Source organism: Nocardioides sp. DN36 (assembly GCF_055380375.1).
The window spans coordinates 4,677,945-4,692,874 of sequence record NZ_AP043823.1; the positions used below are offsets into that span (position 1 = coordinate 4,677,945).

The following is a 14,930-nucleotide window of genomic DNA, read 5'->3' on the forward strand; positions in this document are numbered from 1 at the left end:
CCGGACCGGACCACACCCATGACCGAGCACGCCACCCCTGGGGCGCCGACCTTCCCGGCCGCCGAGCTCGACCGCCGGTTCTACGCGTTCACCCTCGACCGGCTGATCGCGTGGACGTCGTACGCCGTCGCGTCGGTCGCGGCGTACCACTTCCTGATCTCCCGGGACCACCTCTGGGCGGGCGTGGCCGTGATCGCGGCCGTCGTGCTGCTCGTCGGGCTCGGGTTCTCCCTGCTGCTCGGGCTGCGCGGCACCTCGCCGGGCAAGGCCGCGGTCGGCCTGCGTGCGGTGCACCACGGCACCGGCACCCCCATCGGCGCCGGCGCGGCGCTGCTGCGCTCGCTGATCCTCGGGGTCTCGGCGCTGCCCACGTTCGGCCTCGGGGTGGCGACCCTGGCCTGGACGGCGGTCATGGACCGCGGCCGGCAGCGGCGCGGCTGGCACGACCACGTGACGCACTCTATCGTCGTCGACGTGCGGCCCCTCCCGGTCGAGGAGGAGGAGCAGGCGGCCGCCCCGCGGCACATCGTCAACCTCACCGCGATGCGCCTGGTGCCGGCGCCGCAGCCGGCTCCGGTGTCCGCGCCGGCGCGGGCCCAGCGGTCGGCGGCCACGATGTCGGTGCCGGCCGTCCAGACGCCGGCATCCGCCCCCGCCACCGCACCGGCCCCCGCCGGGTCGCCGCCCGCGGCGCCGGTCCCGCGCCCCGCCGAGCAGCCTGTCGAGCAGCCCGTCGAGCCCGTGGTCCCTGCGGCCCGGCACGCCGCCCCCGCCGCCCGGACCGACGCCCCGCCGGCCACCCCCCAGGCCCCGGGCCGTCGGCAGCGTCTCGGCCCGCCCCTGGTCGACCTCCCGCCCGCCCAGCCGCCCGCCCAGCCGCCCGCCCAGCCGCCCGCCCAGCCCATGGCCCAGCCACCGGCGCAGCCACCGGCGCAGCCGTCCGCCCAGCCGCCCCTGGGTCCGCCGCCCGTGGGACCGCCGGCGCCCGGTCGCTCCACCGCGGAGCGCACCGTCATCCGGGGCAACGATCCCCAGGGCCGTCGGAGCCTCGCCCTGTGGCGGGTCACCTTCGACACCGGTGAGTCCTTCCAGGTCGAGGGGCTCGCCCTCGTCGGCCGCCGCCCCGAGCCGCGCCAGGGCGAGCCGGTCCGCCACCTGGTCCCGCTGCGCTCGAGCGACATGTCGCTGTCCAAGACCCACGCCCAGTTCCAGGTCGCTCCCGACGGCGTGCTGGTCGTGATGGACCGCGGCTCCACCAACGGCTCGATCCTGATCCGCCAGGGCGTGAGCCGGGAGCTCACCGCCGGCCGACCCGCCACCCTGCTCGACGGGGACCGGGTCCGCTTCGGCGACCGTGAGATGAGCGTCACGCGCGAGTCGTGAGCGGCCTCACACGGATTCGGTTCGATAACAGTCCGATAACGGTGGCGGGTAGGGCCTCCCACTTTCGGCCGAACAGGGTTCAACTACGCAAGGCCCGTGTCCTGAGAGGCGACTGAGAACCAGTGTGACTCCCGGGGCCGAGTCTCATCGGTTCGTGCAACAGATCGCCGTGACACACACGGCCCATCGGGAGGCATTGCATGCGAAGGACCAAGCTCGTCGCGCTCGCGACGGCTTCACTGCTCAGCGCAGCGGGCACGCTGTCGCTGGCTACGACCACCGCCGGGGCAGCGCCCGGCGACACGACCGGCTTCGCCGACCCCGGGGCACCCGCCCTCGGCAAGGTCGTCTCGGACGTCAAGACCCCCAAGTGGCGCGAGCAGTACGAAGCGCGCAACAAGGCCGCGCTCGAGAAGCGCGTCCGCGAGGGTGGCTCGGGCGACTCCGTGAAGCTCGGCAAGGGCAAGTACGGCCGCGTGGCCACTGCTCAGCAGGACAAGATCTTCGTGGTCCTCGCGGAGTTCGGCGACACCCAGCACTCCGCCTACAGCGGCCCGGCGCCGGACGGCTCGGGCAAGCGTGAGCTGGGTCCGCTCCACAACGAGATCCCCAAGCCGGACCGGAAGACCGACAACTCCACGCTGTGGCAGTCGGACTACGACCACGCGCACTACCAGAACATGTACTTCAACCGGATGAAGAAGTTCTACGAGCAGCAGTCCTCCGGTCACTACTCGATCGACGGCGCGGTCACCGACTGGGTGAAGGTGCCGTTCAACGAGGCCCGCTACGGTCGCGACTACTGCGGCGACATCACCTGCAGCAACACCTGGTTCCTGGTCCGCGACGCGCTGGCGATCTGGACGCAGGACCAGCTGGACTCCGGCAAGACCATGGAGGAGATCCAGGCCTACCTGAAGACGTTCGACCACCAGGACCGCTACGACTTCGACGGCGACGGCAACTTCGAGGAGCCGGACGGCTACATCGACCACTTCCAGATCGTGCACGCCGGTGGCGACCAGGCCGACGGCGACCCGGAGTACGGCTCGGACGCCATCTGGAGCCACCGCTGGAACGCGCAGATCGAGCCCTTCGGCACCGGTCCTCAGGGTGGCGCGCCGATCGGCGGCGTGAACGTCGGCGAGGGCGGCAAGTCCGACCCCAACGGCGCCAACATCGACATCCCGAACCACCCGACGGGCGTCTGGGTCAACGACTACACGATCCAGCCCGAGAACGGCGGCCTCAGCGTCTTCGCGCACGAGTTCGGCCACGACCTCGGCCTGCCGGACCTCTACGACACCTCCGGCAACACGGGCGGTGCCTCCAACACCGTCGAGCACTGGTCGCTGATGAGCCAGTCGCGAGGTACGCCCAAGGGCGACAAGGGCATCGGCGACGCGCCGATGTCGTTCGGTGCCTGGGAGAAGCTGCAGCTGGGCTGGCTGAACTACAAGGTGGTCAAGCCGGGCAAGACCGACACCGTCAAGGTGCAGCCGAACTCCTCGTCGAGCATGAAGAAGAAGGCCGCGATCGCGCTGCTGCCCGACAAGAAGGTCAAGTCCGAGCTGGGCGAGCCGTGCGACACCTGCGGCTCGGCCTACTACTACTCCGACAAGGGCGACAGCCTGGACAACACCATGACCCGCGACGTCGCGGGTGGCGGTGAGCTGACGGCCAAGGTCCGCTACGAGATCGAGGACGGCTACGACTACGCGTTCCTGCAGGCCTCGAGCGACGGCGGCCAGACCTGGGCCGACGTGGAGACCAGCGAGAGCTACGACGGCGAGGACCAGGCCGGCACCAACACCAGCGGCTTCGGCATCTCCGGCACCACCGACGGCCAGTGGGTGGACCTCACCGCCACCGTCCCGGACGGCACCAACGCGCTGCGCTGGCGCTACCTGACCGACGGCGGCTACGCCCTGTCCGGTTTCCAGGTCGACAACATCACCCTCGACGGCACCAACATCGGTGACGCCGAGTCCGACGCCGACTGGACCTTCGACGGGTTCCGCACCACCACCGGCAGCGAGATCGAGTCGTACCTCAACGCGTACATCGTGGACAACCGCCAGTTCGTCGGCAACGACAAGCTGCTGAACCACCTGTACAACTTCCGGAACGTGCACAGCCTGAAGATGTCCAACTGGGTGGACTTCTACCACAACGAGCCCGGCGCGCTGATCTCGTACTGGGACACCTCGTACAGCAACAACAACGTGGGTGACCACCCGGGCGCCGGCGAGATCCTGCCGATCGACGCGCACCCGCAGCTCGTGCACCTCGGTGACCAGCTGCTCCGTACGAAGATCCAGACCCTGGACTCGACGTTCGGGCTCAGCCGCACCGACGCCCAGCGGGTGTTCCTCAACGGTGAGAAGGTCAAGCTGCCCAGCCGCAAGGCCGTCTCGCTGTTCGACGACACCATGACCTGGTGGCACGCCCGTGACAAGCACGGCGCCGCCGACCACCCGGGCACCTACAAGCCCGCGTGGATGGGTGTCGACCCGCCGAACACCGGCACCAAGATCAAGGTGCTGAAGATCAACAAGGCCGGCGTGATGACCGTCAAGCTGCGCGTGGCCAAGTAACACCCAGCCTCACCGGCGGACCCCGTCGATCCACCCGGATCGGCGGGGTCCGTCGCGTTCGGGGGCTGCGACGACTACGGTCAGCCACCGTGGCGTCCTTCCTCGACCTCCTCTACGACGAGGCCCCGCGCTCGGCGTTCGACGAGGTGGTCGCCGCGGCCGAGGCCGCAGGTGCCACGCCCACCGAGCTCGCCGACCTGCGCCGGCAGTACGACGTCGCGCTCCGGCTGCGCGAGCTGATCACCCGCCAGCGCGCCCGCGAGGCCGAGCTCAGCGCGCTCTACGACACCGCCAGCGACCTGACCGCGATCCGCGACGTCGACGCGATCCTGGCCGCGATCGTGCGTCGGGCCCGCCAGCTCCTCAACGCCGACATGACCTACCTCTCCCTCAACGACGAGGCCGACGGTGCGTCGTACATGAAGGTCACCGACGGGGCGCTCACCCAGGAGTTCCGCTCGCTGCGCCTGCCGCTCGGCACCGGCCTGCTCGGGCTGGTGGCGCAGACGGGAGCGCCGTACAACACCTCGGACTACCAGTCCGACGAGCGCTTCCTGCACCGCGACTTCATCGACGACGCCGTCGCCGGCGAGCAGATCCGGGCCATCCTGGGCGTGCCGCTCGTGCTCGAGGGCAGGGTGATCGGGGCCCTGCTCGCGGTGCACCGCACGGTGCGCCCGTTCCCGACCTCGGAGGTCAGCCTGCTCACGTCGTTCGCCGCCCACGCCTCGGTGGCGCTGGAGAACGCGCGGCTCTTCGCGGAGCTCGACGAGGCCAACCGCACGATGACCGAGCACACGGCGGCCGTGGAGAGCGCCGCCCAGGCCCACGACCGGCTCACCGACCTGCTGCTGCACGGTGGCGGGGTCGAAGAGGTCGCGCGGGTGCTCTCCGAGGTCCTCGACGGCAGGCTCGCGATCCACGATCCCACCGGGGAGCCGGTCGCTGGCGACCCGGCGGACGATGAGTGGCGGGCGGCGGTCGCCGACTCGGTGGCCTCCGGCCGCTCGGTCCAGGCGGGTGGCGCATACGTCGCCGCGGCGCTGGCCGGCACCGAGCACGTCGCCACGCTGGTCCTCCACGGCCGGGCCCGCCCCCTGGCCCTCGCCGAGCGCCGGACCCTGGAGCGCGGCGCCCTGGTGACCGCGCTGGTCCTGCTCTTCGCGCGCACGGTCGCCCAGACCGAGGAGCGGCTGGGCGGCGAGCTGCTGACCGACCTGCTCGAGGGTGGGACACCCGAGCTGCTGCTGCGCGAGCGGGCCCGCCGCCAGCGGGTGGTGCTCGAGGGGCCGCTGTCGATCGCGGTGGCGGACCTCGACGGGATCGACCGGCACGCCGGGGCGCGGGTCGCCGCCCGGATCGCTGCGGCGCACCGCGGCCTCGCCGCGGAGCACCGCGGCGCCGTGGTCCTCCTCGCCGCCGCGGACGACCCGACGGAGCTGGGCCGCCGGCTCCGCGACGCGGTCGCCGAGGCCGGTGGCACCGCGACCGTCGGCGTCGACGCGGGGAACCGCGAGTCGCTGCGCGCGGCGTACGCCGAGGCGCGGCGCTGCCTCGACTCGTTGGTGACGTTGGGCAGGGCCGGCGACGTGAGCGACCCGGCCGGCCTCGGAGTCACGCGGCTGCTGCTCGGCGAGAACGGCCCCGAGCAGCTGGCGGAGTACGTCGACGGCACGGTCGGCCCGGTCCTGGCCTACGACGCCCGCCGCGGGACCAGCCTGCTGGAGACCCTGGAGGCGTGGTTCGCGACCGGGGGCCGGGTGGGGGAGACCGCCGAGCGGCTGCACGTCCACCCGAACACCGTCGTGCAGCGCCTGGACCGGGTGACCGAGCTCCTCGGCGCGGAGTGGCGCGATCCCGGGCGTGGCCTCGACGTGCAGCTGGCGCTGCGCGTGCACCGCCTGCGCGGAGCCTGACCGGGTGTGTCCCTGTTGCAGCGCCGGAGAGCGTGGTCGCTGAGGGGGACCGGCGTGAGTTCCGCGCGGCATGCAGCACGTCAGCGGTGTCGGCTGGGACGATGGAGCTCTGCCGTGATCACCAGGCCTTGCCCACCCAGGAGAGGGGACTCGCGTCAGTGCGGACGGGCGAGCCGTTCCTCCGCTCGGGCAGCAGATCCGCGGAGGAAGGAGCGTTGACGAACGTGATGTGGCGGGAGCCCGACATGCTGCACGCCGAGATCGACATCCGCACCCCTGAGGATCCGCTGCTGCTGGCGAGGATCGCCCGCAGGTGGCTCGAGGCGGGGCTGTCGGCACTGGCCGCGGACCAGGTTCAGGCGCTGCTGGACGCGCCGCCGCTCACCACCCGGAGCCTGTCCCGGCACCGGGGCGCGTACGGCGAGCCCGGCACCCCGTGGGGCACGCTCGCGGTGACACCCGACAACCGGAGACACCAGATCTCGGTGCACGCGTGGACCCCCGTGACCTGGGAGCGGTTCCTGGCCGCCGCCGACACCGACTTCCGCGAGCTGAGCGTCGAGATGTCGGAGCTCAGTGAGCACGGCACCGACGGCGGCGGTGAGCTCGTGAAGCTCACGGTGAAACGGGACCATCCCGGCTACCAGGGCTGGACCCGACTCGAAGCGCTCGTCACGCCCCGCCCCGCTGACGACGCCCGATGGGAGCAGACGGCCCAGCAGTGGGCGACCTTCCTGACAGAGCAGGCCGAACAGCTCGAGGTCCCGCCCGCCGGCGGGTTCCTCGCCGACGACACCGGCGGGGACTTCCGCACCCCGCTCGAGACGGCCCTGTGCCTGTTCGCCGAGGAGCTGCTCGGCACCGACCTGCTGCGCGGCTACTCCTGGGTCACGCTGCTCCCCGGCGGCGCGCTCGGGCGGCTTGGCGGGGAGGAGGCGGTCCGGGCCAGCGGCGCCTTCACCGACGTCCGGACGCTGCCGGCCGGCGGCTGTCTGGTCCGCGCCTCCCACCGGCTCGCCGACTACGACGACGCGGCCGTCCGCCGGGTGTTCGAGGCGATGGCCGCCGCGCTCCCGCCGGGCCTGCCGCGGCGGCCCGAGCTCGAACGAGAAGCGCGGCTGGTCCACCAGGACGCCACCGAGGTGACCTTCCGCTAGCGAATCGGACCGCGACCGCGGTGGCGTAGCCGACCCTCAGGTGGCGCAAGTCCCCGAGCGCGGGCGGCAGGTCACCACACGCACACCAGCACGGGCTCGAGGTCACCCACGAGAGTCGGCCGTCTGCGGATGGAACACACCCGGTGAGCCACCTCGGGTCGAACCTGGACATGTGGATCAGCCACAGGTATCGGGCCAGGCTGTGGTGATACGAGCCGTTCAGGTGGATCCGGGTCCGACCCTACGGTCGGGTCATGCAGGAGACCCCCGTCACATCCCGGCCGGCGCCGGGCCACCCCCTGACCGGCCGCACCGCCCTCGTCACCGGCGGAGCCAGCGGCATCGGCGCCGCCGTCGCCACCCGCCTCGCCGAGCTCGGCGCCCACGTCACCGTCCTCGACCTCGACGACGAGGGGGCCGCCAAGGTCGCCGCGTCGATCGGTGGCGAGTCGCGCGGCCTCGACCTGACCGACGGCGCCGCCATCGACGCCCTCGACGTCGACGTCGACATCCTCGTCAACAACGCGGGGATACAGCACGTCGCCCCGGTCGAGGACTTCGACCCCGAGCGGTTCGCGCTGATCCACCGGCTCATGCTCGAGGCGCCGTTCCGGCTGGCCCGGCGGCTGCTGCCCGGCATGTACGCCCGGGGCTGGGGCCGGCTCGTCCACGTGTCCAGCGTGCACGGCCACCGCGCGTCGCCGTACAAGGCCGCCTACGTCAGCGCCAAGCACGGCCTCGAGGGCCTCTCGAAGGTGATCGCGCTCGAGGCCGCCGGTCGCGGCGTCACCAGCAACACCGTCTGCCCCGGCTACGTGCGCACCCCGCTCGTGGAGGGCCAGATCGCCGCCCAGGCCGAGACCCACGGCGTCGAGGAGACCCAGGTCGTCGACGACGTGCTGCTGGCCCGCACCCCCGTCAAGCGGCTCGTCGAGCCCGAGGAGGTGGCCGACGTCGTCGGCTACCTGTGCGGCCCCGGGACCGACTCGGTCACCGGCTCGTCCTTCCTCCTCGACGGCGGCTGGACCGCCCAGTAGCCGACCTGCCCGGCCGGCTCCGCCCCCCACCACCGACCCCGCAACAGCTGTGCAGCACCGAAAGGGAGAACCCGCATGACCGCGCAAACCGTCCCGACCCACGACCGGGGGACCGAGCCCGGACGCCGATCCATCGGCAAGGTCGTCTTCGCCAGCCTGATCGGCACGGCGACCGAGTGGTACGACTTCTTCCTCTTCGGATCGGCCGCCGCGCTGGTCTTCGGCGAGGTCTTCTTCGGCGAGATCGGCGGCACCACCGGCACGCTCTACGCCTTCATGACCTACGCCCTCGGCTTCGTCGCCCGCCCCATCGGTGGCGTGGTGTTCGGGCACTTCGGTGACCGGGTCGGCCGCAAGAAGATGCTGGTCGCCTCGCTGCTGATGATGGGCATCGGCACCTTCGCGATCGGCCTCCTGCCGACGTACGCCTCGATCGGGCTGGCCGCCCCGGTGCTCCTCGTCTTCTGCCGGCTGCTGCAGGGCTTCGCCGTCGGCGGCGAGTGGGGCGGTGCGGTCCTCATGGTCTCCGAGCACGGCAGCGACGGCTGGCGCGGCTTCTGGGCCTCGTGGCCGCAGGCCGGAGTGGCGATGGGCAACCTGCTCGCCACCGGCGTGCTCTGGATCCTCGCGGCGGTGCAGTCCGACGCCGCCTTCCTCGACTGGGGCTGGCGCATCCCGTTCCTGCTGAGCGCCGTGCTCGTCGCGGTCGGCATGTGGGTGCGCATCACGATCGAGGAGTCGCCGGTCTTCGCCGAGGCCAAGCAGGAGATGGAGAAGCAGGACCGCGGGATGCCGATCCTCGAGGTCATCAGGGAGTACCCGCGCGAGGTCTTCGTGGCCATGGGCATGCGGATGGCCGAGAACATCAGCTACTACATCTTCACGGTCATCTCGATCACCTACGCCACCACCTACATCGCGGTGGACAAGCCGGTCATCCTGCGCGCCCTGCTCATCGGCGCCGCGGTGCAGTTCGCCATCGTGCCGGCCTTCGGTGCGCTCTCCGACAAGGTCGGCCGGCGCCCGCTCTACCTCGCCGGCGCGATCGGCGTGGGCATCTGGACCTTCGTCTTCTTCAACCTGCTCGACACCAAGGAGCCCTCGCTGATCCTGCTCGGCGTGGTGGTCGGCCTGGTCCTGCACTCGCTGATGTACGCCCCGCAGGCGGCGTTCTTCTCCGAGCTGTTCGGCACCTCGGTGCGCTACACGGGCGCCTCGGTCGGTTACCAGCTCGCCTCGATCCTGGCCGGCGCGCTCGCCCCGATCATCGCGCTGAAGCTGCTCGGCGACGTCTCCGACGGCAACACCACCGCGGTCGGCATCTACGTCGCGATCGCCTCGGTGCTCACCATCGTCGCCGTGCTCTTCGCCCGGGAGACCCGCGCCTCCTCCCTGCGTCACGACCGGGTGCTGGCCAGCGACCCGGCGTGAGGCACGTCGACCTGTCGCAGCTTTACGCGTGAGGTACGTCGACCCGTCGCAGCTTCACGCGTGAGGCACGTCGACCCGTCGTGTGTCGACACCCACAGTCCACCGACCCGCCACTGACGTGTGGCGGGTCGGTGCTGCGGGTACGGTCCCGGAGGTCATGTCCCACGTCTGGTACGTCAGCTACGGCTCCAACATGTCCGCCGCGCGGCTCGCCGCCTACCTCGAGGGTGGTCGACCACCCGGCGGCAGCCGGGCCCACCCAGGGGCGAGGGACCGGACGCCGCCGGCCCGCAGCGTCCCCGTCGACCTCCCCGGGACCCTCTACTTCGCCGGCGAGTCGCCCCAGTGGGGCGGTGGCGTCGCCTTCTACGACCACGACACCCCCGGGTTCACCGCGGGCCGTGGCTACCTGGTGACCGCCGCGCAGTTCGCCGACATCGCCGCTCAGGAGATGCACCGGGTCCCCCGGGACGGTGACCCGATCGAGGAGGTCGTGCTCAGTCCGCTCGACGGCGGGCGGCACACCGCCGGCCCCGGACGGTACGAGACGCTCGTCGAGGTCGGCCGCCACGACGGACTGCCGCTGCTGACCTTCACCGCCCCGCACGGGGCCGACCACGTGGCGCACGCGCACCCGGCGCCGGCGTACCTCGAGACGATCGCGCTGGGGCTGCGCGAGTCGCGCGGCTGGGGCGAGGCCGAGGTGTCGGCGTACCTCGACTCGGTGCTACCCACGGTGCCCCGGCCGAGGAGGTCGGGAGAAGTCTCCGGAGAAACTTCTCCCACGGGTGTCGTGCCGGCTCCGCGACGTTCGTGGAGAGGGTGACACCGACCAACGAGAGGATCACCCCATGCGCACCCTGATCACCACCCACTTCGTCTCCGTCGACGGCGTTGCCGAGGCCCCGGGCGGCGAGCCCGGCTACCGGCACGCCGGCTGGACCTTCGACCTGGAGGCGGACCCGGCGTTCTACGAGGTGAAGGGCCGCGAGCAGGAGGAGGCCACCGCCTTCGTCATGGGCGCCCGCTCCTACGAGGCGTTCGCGCCGATCTGGCCGACGATGGACTACTTCGCCGGCTTCAACGCGATGCCCAAGTACGTCGTCTCCTCGACCGTCCGCGACCCGGAGTGGAACAACACCTCCGTGGTCTCCTTCGACGACGTGGCCCGCCTCCGAGAGGGCGACGGCGGCCCGATCATCGTGCAGGGCAGCCTGCTGCTGACCCAGGGCCTGCTGGCGGCCGGGCTCGTCGACGAGATGCGGCTGTCGGTGTTCCCGGTCGTCCTCGGCAGCGGCCGAAGGCTGTTCCCTCACGACGCCGAGGACAAGGTGAAGCTGTCGCTGGTCGACACCACGACGTACTCCAACGGCGTCCAGCACCAGGTGTTCCGGCCGCTGCGCTGAGGCCGATGGCGAGCCGGCACCGGGCAGCGTAGGTTTCGGCCCATGACCGAGTCGTACGCCGCCGGAGAGCTCGAGCCGCCGCTGCTCGAGGAGACCATCGGAGCCAACTTCGAGCGGACGGTCGCCGCCCACCGCGACCGCGAGGCCCTGGTGGAGGTGGCCAGCGGCCGGCGCTGGACGTGGGCCGAGCTGGACCGCGACGTCGACGCGTTGGCGCGCGGGGTGATCGCCGCCGGCGTCGAGAAGGGCCACCGGGTCGGGATCTGGGCGCCGAACTGCGCGGAGTGGACGCTGACGCAGTACGCCTGCGCCAAGGTCGGCGCGGTGCTGGTCAACGTCAACCCGGCCTACCGCACCCACGAGTTCGCCTACGCGGTCAACCAGAGCGGGCTGCGCCTGCTCCTCGCCGCGTCGGCCTTCAAGACCAGCGACTACCGGGCGATGGTGGACGAGGTCCGCGGCCAGTGCCCGGACCTGCAGCGCGTGGTCTACGTCGACACCGACGACTGGGCCGAGCTGGTGGCGGGCGGGGAGTCCGTCCCGGCGGGGGCTGTCGCGGAGCGGATGGCCACCCTGGACCCCCACGACCCGATCAACATCCAGTACACCTCGGGCACCACGGGCTACCCCAAGGGCGCCACGCTGTCGCACCGCAACATCCTCAACAACGGCTACTTCACGACCGAGCTGATCAACCTCGGCCCGGAGGACCGGCTGTGCATCCCGGTGCCCTTCTACCACTGCTTCGGGATGGTGATGGCCAACCTCGGCTGCACCACCCACGGCGCCACGATGGTGATCCCGGCGCCCGGCTTCGACCCCGAGACCACGCTGCGCACGATCGCCGCGGAGCGCTGCACGGGCGTGTACGGCGTCCCGACCATGTTCATCGCCATGCAGAACCACCCGACGTTCGCCGAGCACGACCTGTCCACCCTGCGCACCGGGATCATGGCCGGCTCGATCTGCCCGGTCGAGGTGATGAAGCGCTGTGTCAACGAGATGAACATGACCGAGGTGTCGATCGCCTACGGCATGACCGAGACCAGCCCGGTCTCCTGCCAGACCCGCGCCGACGACGACCTCGAGCGGCGTACCGCCACCATCGGCCGGGTGCACCCGCACGTCGAGATCAAGATCGTCGACCCGGTGACGGGGGAGACCGTCGAGCGCGGACGGACCGGCGAGTTCTGCACCCGCGGCTACTCGGTGATGCTCGGCTACTGGGACGACCCGGAGAAGACCGCCGAGGCCATCGACGCCGACGGCTGGATGCACACCGGCGACCTCGCCGAGATGCGCGAGGACGGCTACTGCAACATCGTCGGCCGTATCAAGGACATGGTGATCCGCGGCGGGGAGAACGTCTACCCGCGCGAGATCGAGGAGTTCCTCTACCAGCACCCCGACGTGGAGGACGTGCAGGTGATCGGCGTCCCCGACGAGAAGTACGGCGAGGAGCTCTGCGCGTGGGTCAGGATGAAGGCCGGCGCGGAGCCGCTGGACGCCGACGCCGTGCGCGCCTACGCGACCGGGAAGCTCGCGCACTACAAGATCCCGCGCTACGTGATGGTGGTCGAGGAGTTCCCGATGACCGTCACCGGCAAGATCCGCAAGGTCCAGATGCGCGAGGAGTCCGCGAAGCAGCTCGGCCTCCTCTAGCAACGCCGAGTCGGCGCCAGTTGACGTCCCACCCACCCCCAGTCGGCGCGGGTTGACGTCCCACCCGCCCCGAGTCGGCGCAGGTTGACCGGCGTGGCCGGTGCTCAGCGCCCGATGAGCACGGGAATCCGGGCCGACGTGCCGTTGCCGCCACGCCAGGTGATCCAGCCGTCGTCGAGCGGGTGGATCCCGGCGCGGTGGCTGACCCGCACCGTGAAGCGAGCGCTCTCGCCGGGCGCCAGCCGCACGGCCGCCGGCCGCACCACGACCGAGTGACGGGTGAACCCCGACGCCGACGAGCTGAAGTACAGCGCCCTGCGGCCGACGTTGGTGATCGTCCGGGCGGCGGAGGACTCGTCCCCCCTCAGCAGCAGCGAGGGGGTGTTCAGCCGGCCCGGGGCCACGGAGCCGTCGAGCCACGCGCGGTAGCGGTGCGGCGGCACGGCGTACACGACGCCGGGGCGGACCACGGACGACCTGACCCGGCCCGCGCCGGTGCGCAGCGCCGACGGCGAGCCAGTCAGCGGGGCGGCGGTGGTCGCGAGGACCGAGCGGACGACGCTGGCCGACCAGCCGTTGCGGGAGCGGAGCAGGGCTGCGGTGCCGGAGGTGTACGCCGTGGCCGCGGACGTCCCGGACACGAAGTCCCAGCGGGTGTCGCGCACCGTGGGCGGGACGGCCCCGAGCAGCCCCACGCCGGGAGCGACGACGTCGGGCTTGAGCACGGCCGCCGTGGGGTCACCACCGGCCGTGAAGCGCGCCAGTCGCGCCGGCGGGTGCTCGACCCCCGCGGGGCGGAGCGCCACCCGGCCACGGGGGTGGGCGGCGTGCCAGGCGCGCAGCGCCGCGGAGTCTGCCCGGTCGAGATGGACCGTGGGCACGCTGTGGAAGTCGGAGTCGACGGTGCCGGGGCCGGGGTTGGCCAGCACCATGCCCACGCCGTCCGCCTCGTCGACGGCGCGGGACTTGTCGACCCGGCCGATGCTGCCGCGCTCGCAGAGCACGACCGCGCCGCGGACCTTGCCGGCGTCGAGGCTGCCCGGGGTGCACACCCGGGCGGCTGCCCGGGATGCGCCCGGGGCCGCGGACTGCCCGCCGACGACGAGCCGCGCGGGGCCCACGCCACGGGTGGAGGCCATCGCGCCGGTCAGCGAGGGGCCGCCGTCGAGGGCCACTCGACCGCGGCGGACCACGTCGGTCGTGCCCCCGACCGTGGTGACCCAGGGGCCGGGGTGGGCGGCGAAGCCGTGCGAGCCGGTGTTGCCGGCGGCCGCGACCACGACGACGTCCGCCTCCGCGGCGCCCAGCAGGGCTCGCTCGACCGTGTCGAACGTGGGCGGACCGCCGACCGAGAGGTTGAGGACGTCGACCCCGTCGCGGGTGGCCTGGTCGATCGCGGTGACCAGGTCCGCCGTCGCGCAGCCGTCGTCGGCCGGGTCGGGCGCGGTCCAGCAGGCCTTGTAGACCGCGAGCCGGGACTGGGGCGCCATGCCGCCGTATCCGCCGAGCCGCTGGCCGTGGACCAGCACCGAGACACCGGCGTTGCCGGCCGCGATCGAGGCCATCTCGCTGCCGTGGCCGTCGTCGTCACGCGGGGAGAGCGAGGAGGAGGTGCGGACCCGGTCGGTGCCGAAGCCGTCGACGTACCACCGGGCCCCCACGAGCTTGCGGTTGCAGGTGTCGCTGCCCCAGCCCTCGCCGGCCTGGCACGAGCCGTGGAAGCCGTGGGGGCCGCGGCCCAGGCGCGGGACGTCGGAGAAGAGCGGGTTGTCGGGCCAGATCCCCGAGTCGACGACGCCGATGACCGTGCCGGCGCCCCCGCGCCGGTGGCCGGGACCGGTGAGGCCCCCCGAGGCGGGCGCGGCACCGGCCAGGCGGCGTACGGCGTTCTTCTCCACGAGCGCGACGTGGGAGTCGGCGGCGAGGGTGTCCGCCTCGGCGCGGGTGAGGCGTACGGCGACGCCGTTGAGGGCGGTCGTCCAGCGGTAGACCGGGGTGGGCGAGCCGACCTGAGCGAGCACGTCGTCCTGCTCCTGGCGCAGCTTCAGCCGGTGCAGCGAGGCGGGGATCACGCCCCGGTCCCCGGAGGTGCCAGGCCCGTCGAGCGTCACCAGGTAGAGCGCGGTGTCGGCGGCCGCGGACGCCGGCGCGAGCAGCCCGACCAGGCCGGCCGCAGCCGCGACCAGCGCGAGGGCGGATGCGACCCCGGCCAGGGCGCGACGCCCGGACGCCCGGTCTCGCAGGTGTGCCCGACCCCCCACGTCTGCCTCCCTCTCGGTGCCCGTCTCGTTCGCGAAGTTCCCATTCTGACCCAAGGCGCCACAGCGTGGCAGGCGATCGC

General features: G+C 72.3%; 10 protein-coding genes. 9 read left to right on the forward strand and 1 reads right to left on the reverse strand.

The features are described from left to right. The first annotated feature begins 18 nt into the window (after positions 1-18). The 9 genes from ACZ43H_RS23450 to ACZ43H_RS23490 all read left to right on the forward strand — a co-directional run bounded on the left by ACZ43H_RS23450 (position 19) and on the right by ACZ43H_RS23490 (position 12,589). The gene (locus ACZ43H_RS23450) at positions 19-1,383 is read left to right on the forward strand and encodes an RDD family protein (RefSeq protein WP_464586838.1); all 1,365 of its coding nucleotides are present in this window, start codon (positions 19-21) and stop codon (positions 1,381-1,383) included. Positions 1,384-1,583: 200 nt separating this feature from the next. Next, entirely contained in the window at positions 1,584-3,980 is a 2,397-nt protein-coding gene (locus tag ACZ43H_RS23455) for an immune inhibitor A domain-containing protein (RefSeq protein ID WP_464586840.1), read from the forward strand. 89 nt (positions 3,981-4,069) lie between these two features. After that, positions 4,070-5,896 (forward strand): helix-turn-helix domain-containing protein, encoded by a 1,827-nt coding sequence (locus tag ACZ43H_RS23460; protein ID WP_464586842.1) that lies wholly within the window; start codon positions 4,070-4,072, stop codon positions 5,894-5,896. 215 nt (positions 5,897-6,111) lie between these two features. Beyond that, positions 6,112-7,053, forward strand: a complete 942-nt coding sequence (locus tag ACZ43H_RS23465) for a hypothetical protein (RefSeq protein ID WP_464586844.1) — start codon at positions 6,112-6,114, stop codon at positions 7,051-7,053. A 254-nt stretch (positions 7,054-7,307) separates the two neighbouring features. Then, entirely contained in the window at positions 7,308-8,090 is a 783-nt protein-coding gene (locus tag ACZ43H_RS23470; protein ID WP_464586845.1) for a 3-hydroxybutyrate dehydrogenase, read from the forward strand. Between the two features lie 75 nt (positions 8,091-8,165). Then, positions 8,166-9,521 (forward strand): MFS transporter, encoded by a 1,356-nt coding sequence (locus tag ACZ43H_RS23475; RefSeq protein ID WP_464586847.1) that lies wholly within the window; start codon positions 8,166-8,168, stop codon positions 9,519-9,521. A 157-nt stretch (positions 9,522-9,678) separates the two neighbouring features. Further along, positions 9,679-10,347, forward strand: a complete 669-nt coding sequence (locus tag ACZ43H_RS23480; protein WP_464586848.1) for a histone deacetylase — start codon at positions 9,679-9,681, stop codon at positions 10,345-10,347. A gap of 25 nt (positions 10,348-10,372) precedes the next feature. After that, a complete protein-coding gene (locus ACZ43H_RS23485) occupies positions 10,373-10,927 on the forward strand; it encodes a dihydrofolate reductase family protein (protein ID WP_464586850.1) in 555 nt (184 codons plus the stop codon). A gap of 42 nt (positions 10,928-10,969) precedes the next feature. Then, positions 10,970-12,589, forward strand: a complete 1,620-nt coding sequence (locus tag ACZ43H_RS23490; RefSeq protein ID WP_464586852.1) for an AMP-binding protein — start codon at positions 10,970-10,972, stop codon at positions 12,587-12,589. A gap of 104 nt (positions 12,590-12,693) precedes the next feature. Here the strand turns inward: ACZ43H_RS23490 and ACZ43H_RS23495 are convergent, their stop codons facing one another. Then, positions 12,694-14,850, reverse strand: coding sequence for a S8 family serine peptidase (locus ACZ43H_RS23495; RefSeq protein ID WP_464586854.1), 2,157 nt, complete (start codon positions 14,848-14,850; stop codon positions 12,694-12,696). Positions 14,851-14,930 lie beyond the last annotated feature (80 nt).

What these genes read in the sequence shown, in the direction of transcription:
- ACZ43H_RS23450 (WP_464586838.1), top strand. Translation starts at nt 19, where the DNA reads ATGACCGAGCACGCCACCCCTGGGGCGCCGACCTTCCCGGCCGCCGAG.
- ACZ43H_RS23455 (WP_464586840.1), top strand. Translation starts at nt 1,584, where the DNA reads ATGCGAAGGACCAAGCTCGTCGCGCTCGCGACGGCTTCACTGCTCAGC.
- ACZ43H_RS23470 (WP_464586845.1), top strand. Translation starts at nt 7,308, where the DNA reads ATGCAGGAGACCCCCGTCACATCCCGGCCGGCGCCGGGCCACCCCCTG.
- ACZ43H_RS23475 (WP_464586847.1), top strand. Translation starts at nt 8,166, where the DNA reads ATGACCGCGCAAACCGTCCCGACCCACGACCGGGGGACCGAGCCCGGA.
- ACZ43H_RS23480 (WP_464586848.1), top strand. Translation starts at nt 9,679, where the DNA reads ATGTCCCACGTCTGGTACGTCAGCTACGGCTCCAACATGTCCGCCGCG.
- ACZ43H_RS23485 (WP_464586850.1), top strand. Translation starts at nt 10,373, where the DNA reads ATGCGCACCCTGATCACCACCCACTTCGTCTCCGTCGACGGCGTTGCC.
- ACZ43H_RS23490 (WP_464586852.1), top strand. Translation starts at nt 10,970, where the DNA reads ATGACCGAGTCGTACGCCGCCGGAGAGCTCGAGCCGCCGCTGCTCGAG.